Source organism: Vibrio penaeicida, assembly GCF_002933855.1.
GTDB lineage: Bacteria > Pseudomonadota > Gammaproteobacteria > Enterobacterales > Vibrionaceae > Vibrio > Vibrio penaeicida_A.
In genome coordinates this window covers 107250-132360 of the sequence record NZ_BFAQ01000008.1, presented here as the reverse complement: position 1 = coordinate 132360, position 25111 = coordinate 107250, and the positions used below count along the sequence as shown (strand labels likewise).

The following is a 25111-nucleotide window of genomic DNA, read 5'->3' as shown; positions in this document are numbered from 1 at the left end:
TCACAGCTCAATAGCTAATTGCTATTCTTCGGACGTAAAAATAATGGGTAGATAATCTCACCAATATCATTTGTGCCTAAGTTATTGACCTTACACCTATATGTAATTTAAAAACAACAAAACGTTGCACAGTGCACATTTTTTAGGCATTATTGCGCCGATTTTAATAATATCTGAAAATGAGTTACGAAAATGTTATCAAAACTACGTTTTGCGGCAGGTTTCCTGCTAATGATGGCAGTAATGTTTGGAATTACATTATCTAACGCCCTATTTTGGGCTGGCGCGCTGTAAGCCGCACTGCAAAATCAACGGAATTGAGAAAGCCACCTGACAAACAGCCAGGTGGCTTTTGCATTCTTATACCTTTAGGTAGTTAGTCTATGGCTTAAGACACTTAGGTTTACGGCAAATTTGGTTTAGGACAAAATTCCAAACCACCTTCGACTACCATCACGCAATCCATTCCTGCAGCATGGGCAGCTTGCTTACCAAGTGCTGTATCCTCAAACACAACACAAAGTTCAGGTGCCACACCGATCTCTTTTGCAGCAAGTAAAAATGTATCTGGGTTGGGTTTATGATTTGTCACATCAGAAGCCGTTACAATTGCATCGAAATACGGTGTAAGTGCCTTTTCATCAAGCATGCGAGACGCATTTTCCCTTACGCTCCCAGTCCCTACTGCCATTTTCTTACGACCTAAATAACGCTTAACGATATCGCATGTATCATCTATGAGGTCACCAAAATCTGTCGTGGATTCAAAATGATCCATTTTCGCCTTGGCCACTTTTAACGGGTCCAATTCAAGCCCGTACCGCTTATTCACCTCTAGCGTAATCTTGGCACTTGGCATTCCTCCCATGGAAGCAATCCAGTCTCGGTCAAATGGAATGGCAAAATCTTTCGCCGCTCGCTCCCAAGCGTCTAAGTGAGCAGGCATAGAGTCAATCAACGTGCCATCCATATCGAATATCAACCCATGGTATTGCTCTAAATCTAACGTCATCTACTGCTCCAGAAGTAATTCAGCGACTTAAGTGAGGCTTCACTATATACCAAAGTCGCCTAGAGTTGCAGGGCTCTCCCACTTCACGGCGTAGTTTGCTTCCAATAAGGAAAAGCTTTGAGCTAAGTTGAAAATGTTCAAACAACAACCATACTCTAAACATAATGTCAGGATAAGTTAGACAATGATAAGAATATCTAGAATATGGTGGGCTTGCTTAACTGTATCGCTTGTTTTTTCTGCGTATTTATTTCACCAGGCAAGTCAATGGTCTGGGGATTTTTTGCGCCCTCCTGAAAAGAAAGTGTACAACACTGATGTTGTAAAACCTGTTCCCCCATCAACTCAATTTAACCGAAGTAAAGTTGAACTTGGGTTCCGACTGTTCAAAGACACAAACCTGTCATCAAATAACCAAATCAGTTGTGCCAGTTGTCATCATTTAGAATCCAATGGCGCAGAAAAGACACGGGTATCTCATGGTGTAAAAGGGTTTGGAGACCGTAACTCTCCTACGGTATTCAACGCGAATTTAAATACGCGTTTTTTTTGGGATGGTCGTGCATCCAGCTTAGAGCATCAGCTGGATGGTCCCATTCATAACCCTTTAGAAATGAATTCAAGTTGGGCGTCCATCACTGAACGAATCAAAGCAGATAAGACGTATCAATCGCTATTTTCCTCAGCATATAAAAACGAAATTTCGAAAGACACCATTAAGGATGCGCTTGTCATATTCATGAAGTCTTTAAACACACCGAATTCCCCTTTTGATCAGTTTCTTGAGGGCAATGAAAGTGCACTATCAACGGTAGAAAAAAAGGGGTGGCTCAACTTTCAAAAGCTAGGTTGTGTCGCGTGTCATCAAGGTCAAAACTTAGGTGGCAATCTTTTCCAACGCTTTGGCAATATTCAAAATATCACACCGGACCAAAAGGTCTCGGATCTTGGGCGCTATAACTTAACTGGAAACAATGAAGATAAATATGTATTCAGGGTTCCGGGGCTTCGCAACGTAGCCACTACCCCCCCTTACTTTCATGATGGAAGAGCCAATACGTTAGAAGAAGCGATTTTAACCATGGCCAAGGTTCAGCTAGGAATGGAGCTGGATGCGGTTACCACGATAGAACTCAGTGCATTTCTCAACAGCCTTACCGCACCCAAGCCACCGCTTCTTCTGGAGTTGCTTAATGAAAATCAGTAGTAAGATTAAGGAACTGGTATTGGTCAGCTTACTGACCGTGATTATTGTGTCTTTAAGTTTTAATCTCTACAAACACTATGTTCATACTCAACTTCAAAGCAGCTACAACTCTTTACATCAGAATGTTATTGCACTCCAAGAGAGTTTATTTAGTTTTCAGTTTCGCAGTTTCAATCGCTACGATGAACTGTCTGAAATGTTGGTGCAGACAGAACTTTTTGCTGAAGAATTGAATAGCTCTATTCACAAGCATTTTTCGGAAACTCCTTTTATTTTCCAGCCTTTTGATGCCAGTGCTTTGGAAAAAGCGAAAGCAACAGAACTGAAAATTAAGGCATTTGTAAGGGAAAAAGAATCGCTTCTTAGCGCGAATGTTTCGCTAAACTACGCCGGTAAAACCATTAACTTATTACAAGAAGAATTATTTAATCGATACTCTTCTGTGGAAGAAAAGTTGGTGATATCAACGGCGACCCAAGGCGGCTTTTCCGATAGCCTATATCTCGAAAATTCCTCCTTATCTCAGAACACAGCTTACCTATCGCTACTTAGCTACGTTCAGCTTCAAGACAGAGTAAAACATCAAGTTGAAAGAAAACAGGTTGCTTTAATCGGTTTGGGGGTATCTGAGCACCTCAAAAAAGTGGATTCCTATTGGGCTAATCAAGTTAGTCGCTCTATCGAGAATATTGCATTACTCATTTTTTCCATGATTATCTTAGTCTGTATTTACGCTCTACATCGCCAAAAACTGACTTTTGTTGAATTGCTTAAAATGAAACAGACAGTCATTGAGGCAGAAAAACAGCGTGCCAGTCACGCACTCATCGCAGAGCATGCTAAAGACGCTATCATAGTGACTGATCCCGGGGGCTTAGTAACGTGGGTGAATAAAGGGTTCGAGAGACTCTCGGGTTACAGCTTACATGAAATGATAGGAAAGACACCGGGCAGCGTTTTACAAGGTGAAGATACCTGTCCTTATTCCGTTCAACGTATTTCCAATGCGATAAAAAGCCACAATAGCATTGAGTCGAACTTACTCAATTACCATAAGAATGGGACACCTTATTGGATTGATATGATCATTACTCCTATCAAGGATGAAGATGATAATTTGAATTGCTATATCGCAGTAGAGCGCGATATAACAAAGAAAATACAACTTGAGAGAAAATTGGAACAGTCTGTTGAACGCGCCAATGTAGCAAACGAGGCAAAATCTACCTTTCTAGCGACCATGAGCCACGAACTAAGAACACCACTCAACGGTATTTTAGGTATGGCTCAAATCATACGTGGTGAAACCACTAACAGCGAGCATAAAGAACAATTGGAAGTTCTTTTGGAGTCTGGTGACCACCTAACTTCTTTGCTTGATGATATTCTCGACTTCTCAAAAATAGAACAAAATAAATTAGAGCTTGATGCCGTTCCTTTCCATTTTAAGCAAATACTGACCCCTATCACCTCTACGTATCAGTTACTCTGCGATGAAAAAGGTATAGAACTGGAAATAGATAACCAGATTCCTGACCATCTAGTTTTTCTAGCTGATATTTCTCGGATCCGACAGATAATCTTTAACCTAATGAGTAACGCCGTAAAGTTCACTGCAAGCGGCAGTATTCAGCTTCGCTGCTCCTGTAAATCAGGAGCGTACAATACATATGGTTTAACTGTCGAAATTCAAGATTCAGGAATAGGAATCGCTCAGGACAGGTTGGCACACATTTTTGATCCATTCATTCAGGCGGAATCCTCTACAACTCGAAATTTTGGAGGAACCGGACTAGGGCTCGCTATTGTGAAGCAATTAGTTGAACTAATGGGTGGAACAATTAGCGTATCAAGCAATCAAGGTGTCGGAACCTGTTTTACCTTTCAAATTAGTGCTGAACAAACACAAGATCGCCCTATTCAAAATCAACTCGAAATTAAACCTTTCAAATCACTTCCTGTTGGTTTAGATATCCTTATCGTTGAAGACAACCCTGTGAATGCGATGGTTACTAAGAAATTCTGCTATTCGCTGGATCATAAAGTAGCTATTGCAAAAGATGGATTAGAGGCGATAGAACTACTTCAGGAAAGTACGTACGACATAATCATAATGGATAACCACATGCCAAGGTTGGACGGCATTGAAGCAACACAATACATAAGAAATGAATTAAAACTAAACACCATTATATTTGGATGTACGGCTGATGTATTCCAAGAGGCACATGACCGCTTTATTGATGCTGGGGCAAACTATGTTCTCACTAAACCTTTACAAAAAAACAGCTTTAACGATGCGTTAGCTGAACACAAAACAATGATAGAGCAAAGGAGAGCTTTAGAAGGTAAGGTGGTGGAGCTGGAACCGTTTACGTTATCGAATGAAACGGTTTCAACTTCCGAATCTGAGGTCGATTTGAGTTTTTATATTAATGATGTGTGCGCGGGTGATAATGCTCAACTTGTCGAGATAATTGCAACACTTAAAGAATCCATGAATGAGAGTATTGATGCTCTGGTTGAAGCCGCAGAGACGAAAGACATCGATTCAATCAAGATTCACACCCACACGATGAAAGGCATCGCCAGCAGCCTCAATGCCAACAAAATGTTCAATAAGTCGGAGCAAGTCTTTCAAATGGCGAGCCAAGGACACGCTCCCGATCTTTCAGCGTTACAAGAGTTGATTAACTTACTCAAAATCAACACCGATCAAACTTCAATCCTATTGAAACAACATTTGGCAGAGCATTCCAGTCAAGATTCGACGTCTATACCCAAGTGACCTCAAGAGCTTTGAGTATATGTAACACCGAGATGCTATGAGAAAAACATGATACCCTTATCTCAATCTAATTCCGTATGATCTCTAAAACTTAAAGTTAACAGACCTTAAGTTATAGTGTTCTATTAGCAATAGCTGAGAGTAAAGGTTTGATCAAAATATCAAATTCCGTAGTGATTTCATCATGGGAAATACACACAGAAGCCATCAGAGCCCAAGGTGCTGGTGGGCAAAATGTTAACAAGGTCTCCAGTGCCATTCACTTACGATTCGATATCAACAAATCTGCCCTTCCCGACTTCTATAAAGAGCGCCTTTTACGTTTAAAAGACAGCCGAATCACTAAAGACGGCATTATCGTTATCAAAGCGCAGCAGTTCCGAACTCAAGAGCAAAATAGAGAAGATGCCTATAACCGACTTGCCGAATTGGTCCGCTCTGCTACAGTCATCGAAAAGAAAAGGCGAGATACTAAACCCACGTTCTCTTCCAAAATGAAGCGCATGGATAAAAAAACACAACGCGGGCAAACCAAAAAGTTACGTGGCAAAGTTTCACATTAAATCACCTTGTTCGCAATGGCATTTTAAGTGGGCAATATCCAAGCAACCAAATTTCAGGTTAAGTACAAACCGCTTCAATTTTATTGCCATCTAAATCATGAACATATGCAGCATAGTAGGCATCACCGTACTCAGGCCTTGGGCCTGGCTCCCCAGCGCACAAACCACCATTTTCAATGGCAACGGCATGGAAAGCCTTTACTGATTCTTCGGTCGGGGCGTTAAATGCAATGTGCGTCCCTGTTCCCGAAATAGAATGCTTTCCGCAAATGCAGCCTACCCAGAACTCGAAATTCGTTCCGTAACTTATTGCTTCACCCTCTATGGTGTGAGAACGAGATATCTCCAACGTTGCCAGTACTTTGTCGTAAAAAGCCGCCGCTTTTTCAACGTTGCTCGCCCCCACAGAAACATGGTTAATAATCATTTACTTACCTAAATATAAGAAAAACAAAACGGTTACTATTGCTCAGCTTTGCAGGGAAGACAAGTATATATGATTAACTATTCAACGCATTTCAAACACGGTAGCTAAGACCAGTTGGTCTTTTTTGGTAGAATTTTATTCAAACCCTATACCCAAGTATCCTCAAGGTGCTTGGGTATAGGCGTTTTAATGGCGATAAAAGGTATGACACCTAGTTGAAAGAATTACATGGTTGAACATTTTTGCATGGATTAAAAATTTACACGGCTAAAAAATATTTTTGACCACCTTGCCACTCGCTTTGAACAAACGCTTGCCCTGTTTAAGTATGCCGGCTGATCCTTTTGCCTCATTTCTTTGTCGGTTTAGCTGAACATTTTTAGCTTCATCACATTTGTGCTGAATTTCCTCTTCCAGCTCTAACAACCCAAACATAGGTTTGTCTTCCGGAATGGCTAGAGGAAGCACTTGATCAAATGGTAGAAGGTCTTGATTAAACTTCATTGCCGCTTGAATGGTCATTGATTTTGAATTCTCAGTGTCATTGAGATCATAAGGTGGATACCATTCTGATATGGGTTTAAGTTTGTCTACCTGATTTACCACGCCAATCAATTTTGGCTTTTTGAGAGAAATATTTTTAGGACATTGATAGAAGGCTTCAAACTCTTTTGCTAACGCCACATCTAATTGACGAGAAGATTGATTTGCCTTAAGTACCCAAAGAACAAGATCTGACTGAGTCATTTGTTTCAGCATATGTTGAGTGCTTTTCTCGTCCCCATCCAAACCTGGCATATCCACTAGTTTTAGCGTTTCATCACCGTCGATGTTGCACTGATACACTGCAATGTCATCCGTCGTAGGGAGCATGTCGACTTCTGCATTCATTTCATTTGTTAGCGCGTTCACTAAAGAAGATTTACCGGCGCTTAGCTGCCCAACCAAAGTAATTCGAACCGGTTCGAGCGGCAGTGCTTTATGTTTTTCATCTTCTTTATTGATTTTGCTCGTCGATATTTGATCGTCTTCTATCGTGTAGCGACCGCTGTATAGGTCAATACACACTTTTGCCACTTCCTGAAGTAACGCTCGTTTGGCGTTTCTCTGAAGGTTATCGGATATCTGGTCTGTAATCGAACCCAGCATTTTGCTCCTCACTTCATTGGCAACCGCAGCGGCTGGGTTAGCTGCGCGTAGTATTCTCCAGGCTAGCATACCACGTTTACCCACTTTTAGGGCTGTTTCACCATACCTATCACCCGTCTCGTAAAGCCATTTAATCTGAGATACTTTCACCATATCAACTGCAGGAACATGATCATTGAGTACCCGCCGATAGCGTCTGCTGATCTCTTCCATCAGCTGTAACCCTTCAGGCACAGTGAAATCCAGCTCTTTTTTTCCAAACGACTGAGCGACCAGTTCTGCGATATTAAAGCCGTGTGCTTTTAACACACCCCAGTCATCGTTTTGATCAAGCAATCTCTCGATAGCCTGATTGCTGCTAGACCATATTTCTTGTTCAGAATCAGACCAATCATTCGACGGTTCAACAAAATCCTCTTGATCTTCTTGTGGTTTGTTTTCTTTGGCTTTTTTCCAAATAAAGCGAGGAATAAAAATCATCAATGCCGAGACTAACAAGGCGATAGCGAACGGCACTACATATCCGTGCTCAATAACAGCATAAAGACCGAACCCACTCAATATGAGAGCAGGGAAAATTATGCCTATCAAAGAGACCGCAATCAGCCCACCAGTATACCGATTTAAGCTCTTTAACCCTTTCTTAACTCTCGTCATCACTTGCGACCTTTTTGCCTTTTTTGAATGCGTCTTTGTACAATTGTTGCATTGTTTCGCTACTGACCGTTTCTCCTTTGCTTTTGTGGTAAAAGTAATAACATGCTGCACGCCCAAGACCATAAGTGGTTGCAAAACTAATGGCTGCGGCGGCGACTGCCCCCACGGTTTGCCCAAAACCAGGGATCAACTTAACCAGCTGCCTTGCTCCAAGTTTCACGCCATATTGAACCCCAAAACTTGTGCCCAATGTTCCAATCAATTCACTAAACGTTCTTTTGTTCCATTCCACGCCATATTGATTTGCCAAACTATGCAGCATCTTTGCCTGAATAGCAGGAACAGATACCAACCCAACGGCTGGAACTAAGTCTGAAGCGCTTGCACTGCCAGAATACCAAAGCACTTCATTTTCTAACTTATCGAAATTCTCTTCTTCAAAAGAGGAGAACTCTTTGTCTCTCACCATTAACCCTACAATAGGTAACATTTCAGACAATGCATTTATCATTTCATCAAGATGGAAGTAATGCTCAGAGTCACATTCAAAGTCCACATCTATGGAAGGCAGCTTTTTACCCCATGCTTTTTCAAACTGAGCCTGATTATGAGACATCATTCGCCCCCTATCTTCTTTATCAACTTGATTTACAGCGGTATGAATAACGAGAACGTGCTTGATATCAGACTGTTTACGAATCTGCTTTAGTGCTTCCAATACTGAGCTTTGTTCAGGCTCATCAACTTTCGCCACAACCAACAAAGCATGACCTTTCTCGGCACATATTCTGATATCGTCTGCTGGATCGTATTCAGCCTCGCCAAGTCCGCGAGTATCCAAAAATCGCAGTACGGGTTTATCTTGAGGAAAGTCATAGGAAGACGAAGTCATAGTACATGGTGCAAAGCCATTACCGACTTCTACAGAGGTCAACCCTGTTAATGCTTGGATCAATGAGGATTTTCCTGCACCGGTTTTTCCAAGTAGCCACAATGTAGGCAAGTGGGACTCTTGATAGTCAAAAGCCGAGGAAAGATCGGGGTTTTTCCCCGGGTTAATAAAGTCTTTGATAGCATCAAACATGGTAAACCCAGACCAAAAGTAACAATTCCGAATAGCTTACCATAGAATATTTAAACTAATAGAACGTCATTCCATTAATTTAAATGGCAACCTAAACCCATTCTAGATTGCCACAAGGAAGGCGATTACCGCTCAGCTGAATACGGGTCTTCTGCCGATAGATACGCCTGTAGATCATGTTTATTTGGGTGAGCATTAATCCAACTGCGAATGTCTTTGAGTTTCTCGTAAGTTTCTTCGCCGAATTTATCATTGTAGAGCGAAACAAAGTTCTCAGTTGAGTTGTTGGTACGTATGTTCTTCTGCCATTGAGTGGTAACAACTGCATTCAGAGAGTTCGCCAATCCACCTTCGCGAATAATGCTCCACTCCCCTTTATCCAACCAAATACCGCCTACCGCCACGCTGTAATCTAAACGATGTGAAATATTGCTGGAGATACGAAGCTTACGCATGATCGTACCCGTTTGTGGGCATAGAAGCGCAGTTTCTGTGTCACTTATCTCGCATGTTACGGAATTTGAAATCGGGTACGCTGGGTTATCTTCCTTCCAAGCAACATAATCTTCAACCAGTATCCAATTTCCCTCACATTCATTGCAGATGTGAGCAGGAAACATACCATCGATAAATTTGGGTTCTAAAACGCCTGTATTACAACTTGTGCACTTCATTTTTTTGTATCCTTAGCCATACAGTGACAAGCGCCATTTCAGTCTTTCGAAACGCGCATAGTTTTTTATTCTAACGTCAGGTTTTTTGTATAATTCAAGGATTTTACACAAGCTCGACAACATAATGTTTGTCGATTTAATGACATAAACCGCATAAATGACAAAAAGCCCAACTGAGGGCTTTTTGTCATAATGATGAAAGTGCTTTTAACTCGGAAAAGCAAACTGAATACTTTCGCGTAAATCCGCTGAAAGCCATCTTTGAGTAATGGTTTTTCTCTTGGTGTAAAAACGAATGCCATCAGGGCCATATGCCGATAAATCACCAAATAGTGAGCGCTTCCATCCACCAAAACTGTGGTAGGAAACAGGAACAGGCAAAGGAACATTAATTCCGACCATTCCCACTTCAATTCTGTCAGAGAAATACCTTGCGGCTTCACCATCGCGCGTGAAAATACAGGTGCCATTTCCATACTCATGATCATTGATCAGTGACATGGCGTCTGTCATTGACTCTACACGCATCACCTGAAGTACCGGACCAAAAATTTCCTCTTGGTAACTGGTCATCTCCACAGTGACATTATCGATGAGTGTCCCGCCAATAAAGTAGCCTGATTCATAACCAGCCACTTCTATATCTCGACCATCTACCAAGATATCTGCGCCTTGCTCTTGTGCGCTATCAATATAACTAGACACTTTTTGTTTATGTTGAAGTGTAATTAACGGGCCGAAATCACTATCGCGTTGCTCGCAGCTTCCCACTTGCAGCTTACTCATTTCTTGTTGTAGCTTTTCAACCAATTGGTCTGCAATCGCATCACCGACCGCGACGACAACAGATAACGCCATACATCGCTCACCGGATGATCCAAATGCTGCGCCGAGTAGCTGATTTACCGTACTATCAATATCGGCATCAGGCATCACTATGGCGTGATTTTTCGCGCCTCCCAATGCTTGGCAACGCTTGCCATTTTCCGACGCTTTCTTATAAATCGTTTCAGCAATGGTTGTTGAACCAACGAAACTGACGGCTTTGATTCTGTCATCTGAAAGTAAGACGTCCACCGCTTCTTTGTCGCCATTAACTATATTGAATACACCATCTGGCAGTCCCGCTTGTGACAGCAATTCTCCTAAGAATAAAGTGGAACTTGGTACGCGTTCAGATGGCTTCAAGACGAAGGTATTACCACATGCAATCGCCAATGGGAACATCCACATTGGCACCATTACAGGGAAGTTGAACGGTGTGATTCCCGCAACGACGCCTAGCGGTTGAAACTCACTCCAGGAATCGATGCCAGTTCCTACGTTTTTACTGTGCTCACCTTTCAACGCATCTGCAATGCCGCAGGCAAATTCAATATTTTCCAACCCGCGCTGAAGTTCTCCCATCGCATCACTGACGGTTTTACCATGCTCCTCTCCAATTAGAGCAGCCAATCGCTCCAGATTTTCTTCCACCAGCTGCTTAAAGCGGAACATGACTCTTGCTCTTTTGGTTGCTGGGGTGTCTCGCCAGCTTTGGAACGCCGCTTGTGCCGCGAGAATCGCGTCTTCGACCGTGCCTCGTTCTGCCAACTGAACATTTCGTCGTATTTCTCCGTAGGCAGGGTTGTATACCCCCTGCTCTCGCCCCTGTGATTGTACATATCTTCCATTTATCCAATGCCCTATCGTTTCCATGTTTTAATCCTTCGTTTCTTCTATCGCTTCGCCCAACGCATTAATTAATGTGTCGAGTTCTTTTTCAGTTGTTTGAAATGGCACACCAAGCTGAATTGTGTCGCCGCCATAACGTACGTAAAAACCCTTTTGCCAACAGGACATGGCTATCTGGTATGGGCGTAGCAGTGGTTGTCCTTCTTTGGCTAAGAACGTGAGACCTGCTGCCAAGCCAAAATTTCGAATATCGAGTACGGAGTCATGAGACTGAAGGCTATGGACTTTCTGCTCGAAGAGTGGCGATAGATCACGCACTTGAGATATCACACCCTCTTGCTCAATCAGGTCTAATGTTGCCAAAGCGGCGGCACACGCAATAGGGTGCGCTGAGTAGGTGTAGCCATGGGGTAATTCCAGCAAATACTCCGAGCCACCCGTTTCCATAAATGTGTCGTAAATAGGTTGAGATGCCACCACCGCTCCCATTGGAATAGCACCGTTAGTGAGCTGTTTGGCGATCGTCATTAAATCGGGTGTCACTCCGAAGAGTTCCGCAGCGCTGTTTGCTCCCATGCGCCCAAAACCGGTAATTACTTCATCAAAAATCAGTAAGATGTCGTGCTTGGTGCATAAATCTCTTAAGCGGGACAAATACCCTTTCGGGGGCGGTAGCACGCCAGCACTCCCAGCAATGGGCTCTACTATCACAGCAGCTATGTTATCTGCGCCATGCAACAGCACTTTTTCTTCAAGTTCATTCGCCAATGCAGTCCCAGTTGCTGGAAGCCCTTTGGAAAAGCGATTCTCTTCCAACAAGGTATGAGAAAGGTGATCACTCGCCAGCCCTTCACCATAGAGGCTTCGGTTCGCACCAATACCACCAACACTGATTCCACCATAATTCACGCCGTGGTAACCCTTGGCACGTCCAATCAACTTTGTCTTACTGGCTTTACCGCGTTTCTTCCAATACGCTCGCGCTATCTTCAGCGCAGTATCAACCGATTCAGATCCAGATCCTGTAAAGAAAACTCGGTTTAAATCCTGGGGCATCAGCGAAGCTATGCGTTCTGCGAGCTCAAAGGCTTTTGGATGACCAAATTGGAAGGCCGGAGAATAATCCAGCATGGCGGCTTGCTTTGATATCGCTTCTGTAATGCGTGGATGACAATGCCCCAATCCGCAGGTCCACAAACCCGATAGACCATCAAAGATCTTGCGTCCTTTGTCATCGGTATAAAATCGACCGTTTGCAGACTGAATGACTCTGGGCGCACGTTTGAATTCTCGGTTCCCTGTAAACGCCATCCAGTGCGCATCCAATTGTTTCTTGGTTAACGTACTGCTGTTAGAGATTAAGGAACTGTGGTGAGAAGATTGAACTTCCATATTCTGATCGCCTTATTGGTTACATACTTATCCCAATGTAATGTTCAATTTAGGCAACTTAAATACAGAGTTAGTTACGTTAAGTTAACCCATTAATTACGCAAATAATCTCCTTAGTCCGATAAAAAAACACCCTAACGTCTTTTGAATAGGACGTTAGGGTGCTGTGGTTTTCATTAAACCAGTTTTGTTTCATTGTCTGAGCTGTAGAGGGGCTACCCCTATGATGTTTAGGTCTCTTAGCTCACGGTTTCTGCTTTAAAAGCCCAAGACTTGCGTAACAATGGCAGCACAGCAATTGCACTCAATGCAAGAGCGACAATTGCTATTGTATTGACAACTGGCAAACCAAAGTTTGGTAGCAATACCCCCACAACTAAAGGACCGGCTGTTAGCCCCGCACCTAATGCAGGGATGCTAAGTGCCACTGCTCGACCTGATGAATCTGAATCCGCCACGACCGCAAACAAATATGGAGCACAGTAATTCCAAAGAAAGTTAAATATTGAAGCGAGGTACAAGAACGGCATGGTCTCCAAATTGCCTTGTAAAAGTATGACAACAACAACTTGAATGCCGATGGTCAACAGAATGGGAAATAATCGACCTAGTTTTTCAGCTTGAACCACGGCGCACGCAGCCCCCGCAAGACCAGCTAAGCCTATTGTCCCAAGTAATGCCCCAATCTCACTGTTTGCAATTCCCCCTTCTTCAGCAATGATCTCTAAAAACGCCCACACCGCATTCTCGCCAGCGTAGAAAAAGAACATTGTACAAACAGAGAGCAGAATCACGATATTACGCGTCGACGACGTATCAGAAGGTGATGTGGCGGGTGAAATCGAAATAGACAGTTTTCGAGCCCATATAGGTGCCGCTGCAAGTACCAATACGCACAACCCTGCGAGCACATAAAATATGACATTGACGCTACCAACAGATGCAATGACATTCGGGAAAAAGTATATGCCTAGCGCACTGAAAGAGAGTTGAGCAAACAACAAATACGCAAACGCTCGATCGCTATTTTGTGCTTTGCTTAGCGCAATGTTAATGATGGCAGCCAAACTTCCGCTCCCTAATCCACACATCACTCGCACCCACATCAGCACCTCATAACTGCTTTCGTGACTGCTGGAAATATAAGCACTGGCAAGATTCCCAGAAATCATCATCCATAACGCAACGAATACGATTCTTGTCCATTGGGTGTTTTTTAAACACAGTGTTGCTATTAGCCCACCAACAGCAAAGCCTCCTAGCTCTGCCGACAGTAAGAAACCAGCTTGATCAACCGCCATTCCCGTTTCAACCAACCCACCGACGAAGACAGGGGCGACGAGAAACACGAAAGCAGGTAATACTCCCGCACACGCAAGCATCATGATGGACAGTAAATTGGGATGTTGTATCGAATTATTCATTGCACTTCTCTCTTCATTCCTTTGACAGATAAATGTGTATTGGTTTTAGGGTCTATTGACCCTAGTGCCCATCAACTAAACGGTTATGCTTCTTTAGCAGCGAACGCAACTTTTGATGATCAATTTCATCAAATACCAATCCTTTGGGCTTCACGCTTAACGTCGTTTTTGCTGCCACCATGGCATTCAAAATCGCTTCTTCAACGGCTTGAACCGTCGCCATGTAAAACTCATCCAAGTAATGTTCATTCACATGCTTTAAGGGCAGAACTGCGTCCAAAACCGTGCCACAACTGAACGACATGCCATTGTCGTTTGCGGTTGAAAATGCGAGAAAGATATCGCCAGAATAGTGACCACCAGATGTCCCTGTTCTGCCTAGCCCTATCGCTGCTCGCTTCGCTAGGCTTTGAAGTTGCAATGGCAGTAACGGGGCGTCCGTTGCTATGGTTACAACGATGGACCCTGTGTCTCTTGCGTCGCTATCCATCGCTTGAAGGATTGGGCAATTTTCATTTAAGTATTGACCGACAGGCACACCAGCCACGTTAAACTCATGCCTCAACCCAAAATTGGACTGAACGAAAACACCTACGACAAATTCATGTCCGGGAATACGAACCAAGCGCGATGAGGTTCCCGACCCGCCCTTAAATTCATAAGTTTGCATACCCGTTCCACCGCCAACGTTGCCTTCTTCTATTGAACCAGACTGTGCTCGGTTGATTGCTTCGAGTACATCCGATTCAGTGACAAACTGAGCCGTAATGTCATTCATAAAACCATCGTAAGTCTCTGCCACAACGGGCATTGCCCAAGCGTGACCATCTTTGAAGTGCGTATCGTAAGTATCCATCATCCACCGAGTTGCGCCATGGTGCACCATACCGACAGAGTGCGTATTCGTAATACAGACAGGGCCGAGGAAATACCCTGCTTCATTGATCCAGTGGGTACCCGTCATTTCTCCATTCCCATTCAGATCGTACTGCCCGGCCCAGACAGGGCTTGGGGATTTTCTTTTCCCTCTAGGAAGAATGGCGGTCACCCCTGTACACATTTTTTTCAACGGATCAATCAAAGTGGTGTATCCAACTTCCACCCCTTTTACATCCGTGATGGCATTAAAGGTGGCGGTTTCACCTTCTAATGGTATACCCAAGTCACGAGCGCGAGGGGTAAAAGAGTGGTGGGATGTTTTGGAATTGGAACGAGTTACTGCCATGAAACCTTCTCTTAATTTGAATATCCAAGAACAATTGTGAAATTCACAACTTGTTAACAACCAAATTAAGATAAAGGGGTAAGGAGCCGCTGTATTGACTTGAAGTGACAACTTAGTGGCACGTAAGCAATATACGGCGATTCATAATTAAACACTCTATATATGAGGCAAAAGGCTATGAAGGCGGAAACAACTCAAGAAAAGCCGCTACTCCGGAAAAAATAACTCGCGATATTGTGTAGGGGTAATTCCATGCCAGCGCTTGAAAGCTCTGTCGAACGCTGCAAGCTCTGAATAACCTAAGGTTAAAGCGATATCGATCATTGAGATGGTGGCTTCATGTAACAACTGACACGCAAAATGACGGCGAACGTTGTCCACTAAATAGGAAAAGCTTACATCGTGATCCGCTAACCTGCGCTGAAGCGTACGACGGCTCATGCACATGTGCTCGGCGGCTTTATCAATTCCGCATTCTTCATCAGACAAGAGTTGAAAGATGACATCTTCCAACTCTTGGAAAAAAGACAGCGTTTCAGATTGTTGGTCGATTTTTTCGGTCAAATTGCTACACATAATGTCATACAAACGCTGATCCGATGCGGCAATCTGCGCTTCCAAAACATGGTTTTCTATCGTGACAAAATTGAATGGCTGCTCTGCGAGAAGCAAAGACCGCGTCTTCTCACTGATGTTTTGTTTTCGCTCACTGTGCGTTAAACCTATGAGCACTGGGCTCCAATCTGGATTGCATAAATACTGTATAAGGCGGATAAAAAAGCCTAGTGACATATGGGTATCATGCGCCGACGCTAAGCCTTCAGAGTTCACGCGGTAACACAAATCCATGCAATCGGGGTGGTGAAGGCTAGGTCTCAGAAACACTTCTGTGTGGCTTTGCACCAATTGAACATAATCACAGGTGACCGAAATGGCATCTTTGAGATGAGTCGAATTGACAATCGCATACCCCATGATGCCCATGTTACGGAAATCAAAATCTTGATAGATATCCCAGCCAAAATCAGGATTTCCCGTCAAAGTTTCCACCCGATTCAGAAACTGATAGAAGTCGCTCAGATAAAGGTAGTTCCCGTCTTCCAAATATTGAACAGCTTCTCCTGGCTCTGGCAATAGATCGTCAGACACCTCTTCATCTAGCGTGCGGAGATAAGCCAAAACCTGATCGGAAAAAATTCTCGAAATCGTACCTGAAACCATGAAATTCTATTATTGCTCAAACAGCCTTTATTTCTAACACAAGCAAACCATCATATAAATGGAAAGCGTTAACCAAATTGACCACTTCGAAAAATTGGCCAAGGTCTGTTGACCTTTTGCAGTTAAATTTCGTTTATGCTTAATGCCATTTAATCACGGCGTAAACTGTGGCGCTTAGTTAAGCGCAGACAAAAACGTTTCTAACACCAAGTTTGCTCTGCGCTCTTTACGTGTAATGGAGGCGAAAGGCTGAGAGTAACCATATTGCTGAGGCAGAATGGCTTTCATCACACCATCATCAACCCACCTTTGAGCAAAATGATCAGGCAGATAACCCAAGTATTGCCCTGTGAGTAAAAGAAACGCGATGCCTTCCCTGTCTGTCGCCGTGGCTGCACTTTTCATTGTGTTGTACAACGACTGAATTTTTGGCGTTTGCGCATAAGCAGGCACAATCGCATCCCATTCGGTGAGATCAACCGATTGAACAGTCTCGGCAAATAACGGGTGCCCTGAACCGCAATAAAGCAATGACGTCTCGTTATACAAAGGCTCATATTGAAGCCCAGATAACGTGCGGATATGTGGAATCATTCCAACGTGCAAAGTGCCATCGAGAACACCTTTCTCGACATCATTCGGTGGGATCATTCGAATGTTAATAGTAACATCTGGTCCGGCTTTCTTTAGCTCCGCAAGAGCATTAGTAATGCGCATTTCCGTCATCGATACCATGTTATCCGTAATACCAATGTTTAATTCACCGATGAGGCTCGAATGCAACGTATTAATCTGAGTTTTGAACTCCTCCAACGACGCCAGTAATTGAAGGGTGTACTGGTAAACCTGCTGCCCTTCATCGGTCATCGAAAACCCCGATCTCCCACGATGGCAAAGCTTAAACCCTAATCGGATCTCTAAGTCTGCCATTGCTGCACTGATCGCCGCACGGCTGATGTTTAATGCGACCTCTGCCGCCGAAAACCCTCCCGATTCCACCACACAACGAAAAATACGCAGTAGGCGTAGATCGATATCACTGAGTTGACCCGTTAGCGATTTCCTTTTCATAAAAACTGTCCGATATTGAGATGCGCTTTTGCTATACCCAATTAAATTGAAGGTAGAGTTTTGAATCCTACATCCTGAGTTTGTTTGAGTACAGTGTGCGTTCACAAAGAAAATATGGAATAAAAAACGCCCCCAGAAAAGGAGGCGTTATTCAGTTTAGCGAACTCTATTTGCTAAGCGCTGTGAAGATTTGGAAGTTAATCGACTAAATCCGCTTCTTCCAATGCTTCTTGGGCGGCATCACTCACCTTAGGCGTATCACCAAACCCTCTGAGCCCCACGACATGCACGTGCTCGTGATCTTTAAATACCTTACGAACCAGTTTGTAGGTGGTCCCTTTTTCTGGGCTGATGTTTTCTGGCGCCGCGATAAGCAACTGCATACCCAAACGATCACACAGTTCAAACAGTGTTGAGATTGATTTCGCATCAAGACGGGCTGCTTCATCTAAGAAAAGAAGACGACAAGGAACGATATCTTTACTGCGTAAACGTCGAGATTCCTCTTCCCAACTTTGCACCACCATCAACAGAATGGATTGACCGGTACCAATGGCTTCACCGGTAGACAGTGCGCCCGACTCTGCTTGCAGCCAGCCATCTGAGCCACGGTTAACTTCAACACTCAATTCTAGGTAGTTTCGGTAATCTAACAGCTCCTCGCCCAACACTTGCGGTGAGCGCTGCCCCATATCAATATGTGGGTTAACACGCTGGAACAATTTGGCCATCGCTTCCGAGAAGGTAAAGCGTGTACTTTCGAACAGGTCTTTATGTTGTTCTTGCTGTGTTGCTAAACCATTGAGAAGAATTTCGTGGCTTTCACGAATATTCACGTTCAAGCGAACACCTTTTACCTGACCAAAGTAGATGTTCGACAACCCTTGGTTAAGCATGCGAATTCGGTTTTGCTCTCGTTGAATCGTCTTCTTAATGATCGCGGCTACCGATTCAGAACTGATTGCCAAACGGTTTTCACGTTGAGTCAATTCTTCGGTAAGACGAGCCAGCTCCACTTCCATTTCTTCAATAGCTTCAACGGGATCGTCTGTACGAATGATATCTTGACGAATACGCTCACGAAGATGCTGATACACCGCAATGTAAAAGAGCACCTTTTTCTCCGGTCGAGAATTATCTTCGGACGATCGTAATGCATCGCGTAGGTCTTCATTATCCGCAACAGCCAAGCGCAACGCGCCGAGTGACTTATCGGACATGGAGCGCAATTCATCTGCCGACATGTAAGCCAGTTCACGGCGATGTAAACGGCGTTCTACATCATTTTCTCTTGCAAGGCGAAGAACAGAACACCATCCTGCTTTTGCGGCTACCACAAAGGTACGAAGTTCAATGTATTCTTTCTGAACTTTCTTCAAACGCTTCGCCAAAGCTTTCATTTCCAGCTCAGTTGATGTGATTGTGCGCTCGAATTCACTCTTACGGTTACGGGAAGCGTGTAAGCGTTCTTGCAACTCATCGCGACGATTACGCGCACGCTCTTCTGCCCCAGCATCCGCGTTAACACCAAATTCTTGCAATTCTGCACGGAATTCTTGCATCGTCTCCGCTTTCGCTTGGTGTGAACTTTTAAGTGATGCAAGCACTTGATTATACTGGCTAAGCTGTTGCTGAGACTGCTTTGATACTTCACGGTGGCGCGTACGCGCTCGCTCCGCTTCCACTAGCTTTGATTTCAACTGCTCGCTCAATTCACTGCTTTTATTCAGTAATTCAACCGAGTCGGAATAGCTAAAGTGATGGCGACGTTCCACCAAATCTGCCAAAGCAAAGAGGGTTGTTTTCAAACCTTGAAGTTCAATGTCTGCGGCTTCGTGCTCTGCTTGTAGCGCATCAAATTGCTCTGGATCCGCTTCTAGAGCAGAGGCGATTTTTTCCAGTTGAACAATCGATTTCCCATGTAGGCTCTGGAAGTGCTTCGCGTCACTTAAACTGGAAAGTTTTACTTCCAGTTCTTGATGGCGCTCGGCTAAGGTTTCATCTTCTATCACGCCCATCATTGGCGCTAACTTATCAAGAAGAGACAGTGCCTGTTTAGATGCTGCGAGCTGGCTGCGTTGTTGCTGTTCACGGTTTTCCAAGTCAGAAAGCTGACGAGCTAATTGGTTGCGTTTATCTCGCGCAACCTGAAGGGCTTGCTCTGGGTCTGCTTCAAAAGCGACACCTATATGCTTCGCCACAAACTCGTTGAACGCTTGGTATAGGCGTTGAAGTTTTTGTGAATCAAATGACGCTTTCGCGTGGTTCTCCACAACTTCGTCTCGCTCTGCTCTTAGCAGCGACAAGCGTTGCTCACGCGCAGCGCGTCCAAACAATGGAATTTCGGGGAAACGAGAGTAACGCATTTGGCGTTCGTTTAGCTGAACACACACCGCACCTTCAAGTTCATCCGCGTTGAATGAGCTGTCGTCAAAGGCATCCACGTCACCTTCGATGATGTACAAATCTTCAGGGCAATCGTCTAGCTCTATGAGCTTTTCTTTGATGCCCGAAAGGTCAGATACCACAATAGCATGACGTGCTGGACCGTACATCGCACTAAAATACGGCGCATCATCAATCGTGATGTCGTCATAGATTTCAGAAAGCAGTACACCACCTAACGTATCAGCTAACCCTTTAAGGCGTGGATCGTTAGAACCACCTGGTGATGCCAAACGTTCAATTTCATGATCCAGCTGAGTACGTCGTTCACCCAGCTTGTCTTTAGCCATCGATTGAGACTTCTCTCGCTCAAGGACTTGCTGCATCTCAGACATCACTGCCTGACTGTCGTATAACTCCGATTCGGACTGCTCTTTCAGCTTTTCAAGTGCATCGTTCGCGGCAATCCAAGTTGGCGCAATGGCTTCAAACTTTTTGATTTCAGCGTCTGCATCTTGCTGGTGACGTCGAAGTTCGCTGCGCTGCTCACGCAATACTTCTTTATCATGTTCAACAGATTCAATTGTCGCGCTGTGGCGTTCGTGTTCTTGCTCTAGCGTTAACTCATCTATCAAGTCAACACTGTGCTGCTTCTGATATTCCTCAACACTTTGCTGCGCGACACGCTGCTGATTAAGGCTTCTCTCTAAATCACGATACTGCGCTTGCCATTGGGATTCATTTTGCAGCAGTTGCTGATTCTCACGGGCTTTTTGCAGGCTTGCTTTGGCAGCAATAGAAGCGTGACTGCGTTCTACTTCTCCCGCAATACTTTTAATCAACGTATACGCTTGCTCAAACTGCTCTGCGGCAGCAGAAGACATGTCCAATTTGTGTTTGATGGACAACAACGCGGTTGTTTTGTCTTGCTCTGATTGCTTTAACTCGCTCAATAACGTAGTGGCATTGTCAGAGGTGAGACCATCGAATCCTGCCAGTTCTTTCGCTTTTTCCAGTGCCTTAACAGCTTGCTGATACTGCAATGCACGAGTCTGCTGAACATCCAGCGCTTGCTGGTAATCCGCAAGCTGCGTTTTCAAGCTGTCTACTTCTTCTTCTGAAATATGAGCCTGCTCTTCTGCTTCAAGCAAACGTTCTTGAGCTTCTTCAACCACCATGCTCTGTTCTTCAAGGCGCTCGCTCAGCTCTTCTAGATCTTCTTGGTAACGTTCGATTTTTTCTTGTTGTCGAAGGGCATTTTGGACTAGCTGAAGGTGGTCGGACGCGGCTTGATGGTCTTGCTCCAACCCACCTTCTTGCTCAACCAGCAGTTCGAGCTCTTCTTGTACGCGGTTGAGTAAGTTATTCTGTTCGATTAACTGAGAACGCGATCCAAACAACTCCGAACGCAAAGACATCGTTGATTCAAGCTTGTTACGGCGATCATTCGCATGGCGCATGTAATCGGCCGCGACGTAATTCGTCGACTCCGTGATTAGATGCTTAAACAAATCCCTATCAGATTGGGTGGTTTTAATGGCTTCCAACGTCATGCGGTTTTCACGCAACGCCGATTCCATGTCTTGGAATGCTTTTTTTACTCCACCATTTTGAGGCAATAAATAATCGCGTAATGAACGCGTGATAGCACTAGAAATACCGCCGTACAGAGACGCTTCAATCAATCGATAGAACTTAGAACGGTCGCTGCTGTTGCGAAGTTTCTTCGGCAACACGCCAAATTCGAACATTTGCGAGTGGTATTCAACAACGGAAGAGAATGCTTTGAAATGCACTCCTTCATGTTGAAGAACGGTTTCTTTCACTTCGTTTATTTGGCGAACACGAGCGTGTTTCTCCGATACGCTTTCAATAAGCACATCGGTCGGTTTGATGTGACTTGGTAAGCCTTGAATAACAAACGGCTTAATGTCGACTTTTTTGTCTCGCCCAGCCACTTGCTGTAATTTTACCGCAAACAATAATCGCTGGTTGCGTGAGTTAACCACATCAAGAACCGCATAACAGGCACCCGGTTGTAACTTGCCGTACAACCCTTTATCGCGCGAGGCTTGAGAGCTACCGGCTTCTGTGGTGTTTCGGAAATGCAGCAAGCTTTGGTCGGGAATTAATGCGGTAATAAACGCCGCCATCGTGGTCGATTTACCCGCACCGTTACCACCAGAAAGTGTTGTAACCAACCCATCGATATCAAAAGTACGTGCGAAAAAACCGTTCCAGTTGATCATGGTTAGTGATTGATATTTACCTCTTTCAATCATGCTTCACCCTCTATTTCTTGTTCTTCTTCAGGCTCTTCTAGCAAGCTGACTTGGCTAGGTTCTTGTTGGTGAACAACGGCTTCACCATCGCGGATTAAGCGTAATTGCGCTTCACGCACGTCATCACCCACACGCACATCAGCACCGAATCGAAATACGGCTTCACTGATACGGAACTTTCCGTTTTCGCCAATAGAAATAATCATGCCTAATCGGCGTAAGCGTCTTAACGACGTGCGGACTTTATCGAACAGTTTTTCACGATCGAGATCAGAACCCGTCGCCCGATTGGTCACTAACTTCATGAGCTTTTTCTCATCCGCTAGCGATATCATTTCGTCGTATAACTCTTGATTGGTAAAAATACCTTCATGAGCCAGCCTTTCGGGGCTCAGATATAGGAAACAAAGTACCTTACCGACCAGCATATCAAGCTCTGAAAGAACGCTTCGACCAATTAAAGAGGTAGAGCGTGGACGGAGATAGAAAAAACCTTCAGGTGCTTTCACTAATTCAGTGTTATAGCGTTGGTAAAATAGGGCAAGTTCGGTCTCGAAATCACTCAGCAATGCGTGGTTGTCCATGTCTTCAGAGGAGATGTGGCGCCCTGCTCGAAGTACACTATCAAGTGCGGGAAACAGCGGGTTGGAAATCGCTTTTGCCAGTTTCTCTGGCATATATTCTTCAGTATTTGTCAATGACATTTGCTTGTACCTTAGCGCCAAAATCGTTGATTGCCTGCCAATCAGGTTGAATCGCCTGATAATCAGATTCTGAGTAACCTAAGCGCACGGCTTGGTCGACAACAATTCTAGCCAAATCAAAATGATGCGTTTGTGGATGTGTCGAAAGATAGTCACGTAGAACCACTCCCAAATCGATGGAAGCACCTCGTTCTTTATGAGCCTTGAGCATATCGTTTATTCGTTCTGACAACTCATCATTCACTTGCTCAAACTCTTCGTATTCGACATCCATTGGTACCTGCCCCATGACTTCATCATCACGCAGGACCAAAGCTTCATCACGCATATCCCGTAGCCTTTCGGCGTCGGCATATGTCAACAGCCATGGAGCGTCGAGATAGTCTTTTACAGACTGTCGCAATCGCTGGCTGAAAGCGCGGTTTTTGTCCATATCGATAGCGGTACGGATAAACTTGTGAACATGTCGGTCGTAACCGATCCATAGATCGATGGTCTGCTGACCCCAGCTTACAATACGGTCTAGCTTCATTTGCAGCCCGTAAAGCGCTTCTTCGACGAATTGCAATTCATCCTGCCCGTAAACGAGCCCTTGAATATCAAGGATCTGAGTTTGCATTTCATCGCCAGCGGCTTGCAGTGTGTCTTGCAGCTCTTTTAGGGTATCAGATGTCTCGCTGAGCAAAGCTTCACAGCTATTGATGGCTTCGCGCCAATCTTGGTTCAACAACTCTGCGATTTGGTCTTTTACCAATTGTTGCTGCTCGTCCATTACTCGCTGGTTAAGATCGATTTGATCGAAAATCTCACCCACTGAGTATTTTAAAACGCCATATACATTTTTCTGCCAATGCCCTGGTGTACCGCCTTCTTTTGCAGCTGCGATCGCTTTCTCCATTTCACCTGCCACCATGGACAGCTGAATGGACAGTCGCAACTTTGAAAACTCTCGGTGGCGTACATAGTAATCGGTAATGCCGACCGCTAAAGGCGACAATCGATAAATGCTTGCACCTTCGGTAATTTCACTGGTAAATCGGCTCAATAGCTTCTGTTTAACCATTTCATTGATGGCGTTATTCGCCCGAAATGCAGAAGCTTCCCCCGTTTCTTCAAACAAGCGGGTGACGATAGAGAACGCATCGTGCAACTCTCCTTCACCCAACTCTTCATCAAATCTCTCGTTACTTAAAACGGCTAACGCAATCAGAAAAGCCAGACGTTCAGTAGACAAGTTCAATGAGAAATCGTGTTGTTTTACCCAGCTAACCAATTCATCGATTGGTTGCTCTACAACATCTTGAGTTACATCACTCATTGTTCATCCTGTTTATTATTCCTTTCTTTTCGCCCAAACATGAATGTAGCGACCTAAAGAAAGGTAAGGCTCCTGACGACACAGTTGTCTTTCAAGTGCCAATACATCTTCAAATTGATAATCGCCCATGTACTCCATATTGCCTATGTAGTCGTGGAAGGATCGAATACCCGATTTACCACAGATTTCAAACCCTGCATCCTCTATCCATTGATAGACTTCTTCCGGCTTCAAACCTTTTTGGGGCTGGAGTTTAAAGCGTTTTCTATGCGGCATTCCTTCTAAAATGTGTGGAATATTGCCGCATATCACGTTTTTCAATACCAAGCCATGATGGTTATAAAACATGATTGAGCCAATACCACCCGGCTTTACTTGCTTCAGAACCTTTTCTAACGCCGATTTCGGGTCTGCTAACCACTCCATCACCGCGTGGAAAAGCACCATATCAACTTTCTCATTGAGGTGCTGTTCAATTTCTTGAACTGGAGAGTGAACTAGCTGATATTGGGAAAGCAAACCGTGTTTTTCAATGTCTGCTTTTGCCAGTTTTAGCATTTCAGAAGATAGATCACAGAGTGTGACATTGTGTCCGCGTTGGGCAATTTTTTGCGACATTTGCCCAAGCCCGCCACCTGCATCCAAGATATTTAAACGGCAACATTCATCGTTTAGCTCACTTAATGCTACAATTAAATCTTCCCAAACAATGGTTTGACGTATATCACCTTTCTCAGATCCGTAAATATTTTTTGCGAATTTGTGGGCAATATCGTCGAAATTACGATCTTCTGTCACTGTGGCTTAGGTTATTATATCTATTCGTGCCGCTTATTCTGTCACAGGATAAGAAG

18 protein-coding genes are annotated in these 25111 nt (G+C 44.2%); 3 read left to right on the top strand and 15 right to left on the bottom strand.

The annotated features are described in order from the left end of the window. Nucleotides 1-403: 403 nt before the first annotated feature. Nucleotides 404-1012, bottom strand: coding sequence for a beta-phosphoglucomutase family hydrolase (locus VPNCDNU1_RS02410; protein ID WP_104398877.1), 609 nt, complete (start codon nucleotides 1010-1012; stop codon nucleotides 404-406). Between the two features lie 283 nt (nucleotides 1013-1295). Between VPNCDNU1_RS02410 and VPNCDNU1_RS02405 the strand changes: the two genes are divergently transcribed. From VPNCDNU1_RS02405 to arfB, 3 genes are all read left to right on the top strand, one after another. Continuing rightward, on the top strand, nucleotides 1296-2219 hold the full coding sequence (locus tag VPNCDNU1_RS02405) for a cytochrome-c peroxidase (protein WP_237324071.1): 924 nt from the start codon (nucleotides 1296-1298) through the stop codon (nucleotides 2217-2219). Next, nucleotides 2206-5007, top strand: a complete 2802-nt coding sequence (locus VPNCDNU1_RS02400; RefSeq protein ID WP_104398875.1) for a hybrid sensor histidine kinase/response regulator — start codon at nucleotides 2206-2208, stop codon at nucleotides 5005-5007. Before VPNCDNU1_RS02405 ends, VPNCDNU1_RS02400 begins: the two co-directional genes overlap by 14 nt. Before the next feature lie 149 nt (nucleotides 5008-5156). Continuing rightward, nucleotides 5157-5570: an alternative ribosome rescue aminoacyl-tRNA hydrolase ArfB gene (arfB, locus tag VPNCDNU1_RS02395; protein WP_104398874.1), complete on the top strand. Its 414-nt coding sequence runs from the start codon at nucleotides 5157-5159 to the stop codon at nucleotides 5568-5570. A gap of 58 nt (nucleotides 5571-5628) precedes the next feature. On the opposite strand, the gene VPNCDNU1_RS02390 is transcribed toward arfB, so the two are convergent. From VPNCDNU1_RS02390 to cmoM, 14 genes are all read right to left on the bottom strand, one after another. Further along, nucleotides 5629-5997, bottom strand: a complete 369-nt coding sequence (locus VPNCDNU1_RS02390) for a VOC family protein (protein WP_104398873.1) — start codon at nucleotides 5995-5997, stop codon at nucleotides 5629-5631. A 267-nt stretch (nucleotides 5998-6264) separates the two neighbouring features. Continuing rightward, nucleotides 6265-7803 (bottom strand): GTPase family protein, encoded by a 1539-nt coding sequence (locus tag VPNCDNU1_RS02385; protein WP_104398872.1) that lies wholly within the window; start codon nucleotides 7801-7803, stop codon nucleotides 6265-6267. Further along, on the bottom strand, nucleotides 7790-8887 hold the full coding sequence (locus tag VPNCDNU1_RS02380; RefSeq protein ID WP_104398871.1) for a YcjF family protein: 1098 nt from the start codon (nucleotides 8885-8887) through the stop codon (nucleotides 7790-7792). Before VPNCDNU1_RS02380 ends, VPNCDNU1_RS02385 begins: the two co-directional genes overlap by 14 nt. Before the next feature lie 125 nt (nucleotides 8888-9012). Further along, nucleotides 9013-9561, bottom strand: a complete 549-nt coding sequence (locus VPNCDNU1_RS02375; RefSeq protein ID WP_104398870.1) for a TFIIB-type zinc ribbon-containing protein — start codon at nucleotides 9559-9561, stop codon at nucleotides 9013-9015. Nucleotides 9562-9768: 207 nt separating this feature from the next. Further along, complete coding sequence (locus tag VPNCDNU1_RS02370) at nucleotides 9769-11259, bottom strand: CoA-acylating methylmalonate-semialdehyde dehydrogenase (RefSeq protein ID WP_104398869.1); 1491 nt, start codon at nucleotides 11257-11259, stop codon at nucleotides 9769-9771. Between the two features lie 3 nt (nucleotides 11260-11262). Continuing rightward, nucleotides 11263-12627, bottom strand: coding sequence for an aspartate aminotransferase family protein (locus VPNCDNU1_RS02365; RefSeq protein ID WP_104398868.1), 1365 nt, complete (start codon nucleotides 12625-12627; stop codon nucleotides 11263-11265). Nucleotides 12628-12866: 239 nt separating this feature from the next. After that, nucleotides 12867-14051 (bottom strand): MFS transporter, encoded by a 1185-nt coding sequence (locus VPNCDNU1_RS02360; protein ID WP_104398867.1) that lies wholly within the window; start codon nucleotides 14049-14051, stop codon nucleotides 12867-12869. A 61-nt stretch (nucleotides 14052-14112) separates the two neighbouring features. Then, complete coding sequence (locus VPNCDNU1_RS02355; protein ID WP_104398866.1) at nucleotides 14113-15276, bottom strand: DmpA family aminopeptidase; 1164 nt, start codon at nucleotides 15274-15276, stop codon at nucleotides 14113-14115. 207 nt (nucleotides 15277-15483) lie between these two features. Further along, nucleotides 15484-16497 (bottom strand): AraC family transcriptional regulator, encoded by a 1014-nt coding sequence (locus tag VPNCDNU1_RS02350; protein WP_104398865.1) that lies wholly within the window; start codon nucleotides 16495-16497, stop codon nucleotides 15484-15486. 174 nt (nucleotides 16498-16671) lie between these two features. Next, complete coding sequence (locus VPNCDNU1_RS02345) at nucleotides 16672-17568, bottom strand: LysR family transcriptional regulator (RefSeq protein ID WP_104398864.1); 897 nt, start codon at nucleotides 17566-17568, stop codon at nucleotides 16672-16674. A 197-nt stretch (nucleotides 17569-17765) separates the two neighbouring features. After that, on the bottom strand, nucleotides 17766-22235 hold the full coding sequence (mukB, locus tag VPNCDNU1_RS02340) for a chromosome partition protein MukB (protein WP_104398863.1): 4470 nt from the start codon (nucleotides 22233-22235) through the stop codon (nucleotides 17766-17768). Continuing rightward, entirely contained in the window at nucleotides 22232-22939 is a 708-nt protein-coding gene (gene mukE / locus VPNCDNU1_RS02335; protein WP_167404703.1) for a chromosome partition protein MukE, read from the bottom strand. Before mukE ends, mukB begins: the two co-directional genes overlap by 4 nt. Continuing rightward, entirely contained in the window at nucleotides 22920-24257 is a 1338-nt protein-coding gene (gene mukF, locus VPNCDNU1_RS02330; protein WP_104398861.1) for a chromosome partition protein MukF, read from the bottom strand. Before mukF ends, mukE begins: the two co-directional genes overlap by 20 nt. A gap of 15 nt (nucleotides 24258-24272) precedes the next feature. Continuing rightward, nucleotides 24273-25055, bottom strand: coding sequence for a tRNA uridine 5-oxyacetic acid(34) methyltransferase CmoM (gene cmoM, locus VPNCDNU1_RS02325; protein ID WP_104398860.1), 783 nt, complete (start codon nucleotides 25053-25055; stop codon nucleotides 24273-24275). Nucleotides 25056-25111: the final 56 nt, after the last annotated feature.

What these genes read in the sequence shown, in the direction of transcription:
- mukE (WP_167404703.1), bottom strand. Translation starts at nt 22,939, where the DNA reads ATGTCATTGACAAATACTGAAGAATATATGCCAGAGAAACTGGCAAAA.
- VPNCDNU1_RS02410 (WP_104398877.1), bottom strand. Translation starts at nt 1,012, where the DNA reads ATGACGTTAGATTTAGAGCAATACCATGGGTTGATATTCGATATGGAT.
- VPNCDNU1_RS02380 (WP_104398871.1), bottom strand. Translation starts at nt 8,887, where the DNA reads ATGTTTGATGCTATCAAAGACTTTATTAACCCGGGGAAAAACCCCGAT.
- VPNCDNU1_RS02350 (WP_104398865.1), bottom strand. Translation starts at nt 16,497, where the DNA reads ATGGTTTCAGGTACGATTTCGAGAATTTTTTCCGATCAGGTTTTGGCT.
- VPNCDNU1_RS02390 (WP_104398873.1), bottom strand. Translation starts at nt 5,997, where the DNA reads ATGATTATTAACCATGTTTCTGTGGGGGCGAGCAACGTTGAAAAAGCG.
- VPNCDNU1_RS02345 (WP_104398864.1), bottom strand. Translation starts at nt 17,568, where the DNA reads ATGAAAAGGAAATCGCTAACGGGTCAACTCAGTGATATCGATCTACGC.
- VPNCDNU1_RS02360 (WP_104398867.1), bottom strand. Translation starts at nt 14,051, where the DNA reads ATGAATAATTCGATACAACATCCCAATTTACTGTCCATCATGATGCTT.
- mukB (WP_104398863.1), bottom strand. Translation starts at nt 22,235, where the DNA reads ATGATTGAAAGAGGTAAATATCAATCACTAACCATGATCAACTGGAAC.
- VPNCDNU1_RS02355 (WP_104398866.1), bottom strand. Translation starts at nt 15,276, where the DNA reads ATGGCAGTAACTCGTTCCAATTCCAAAACATCCCACCACTCTTTTACC.
- VPNCDNU1_RS02400 (WP_104398875.1), top strand. Translation starts at nt 2,206, where the DNA reads ATGAAAATCAGTAGTAAGATTAAGGAACTGGTATTGGTCAGCTTACTG.
- VPNCDNU1_RS02365 (WP_104398868.1), bottom strand. Translation starts at nt 12,627, where the DNA reads ATGGAAGTTCAATCTTCTCACCACAGTTCCTTAATCTCTAACAGCAGT.
- VPNCDNU1_RS02370 (WP_104398869.1), bottom strand. Translation starts at nt 11,259, where the DNA reads ATGGAAACGATAGGGCATTGGATAAATGGAAGATATGTACAATCACAG.
- mukF (WP_104398861.1), bottom strand. Translation starts at nt 24,257, where the DNA reads ATGAGTGATGTAACTCAAGATGTTGTAGAGCAACCAATCGATGAATTG.
- VPNCDNU1_RS02375 (WP_104398870.1), bottom strand. Translation starts at nt 9,561, where the DNA reads ATGAAGTGCACAAGTTGTAATACAGGCGTTTTAGAACCCAAATTTATC.
- VPNCDNU1_RS02385 (WP_104398872.1), bottom strand. Translation starts at nt 7,803, where the DNA reads ATGACGAGAGTTAAGAAAGGGTTAAAGAGCTTAAATCGGTATACTGGT.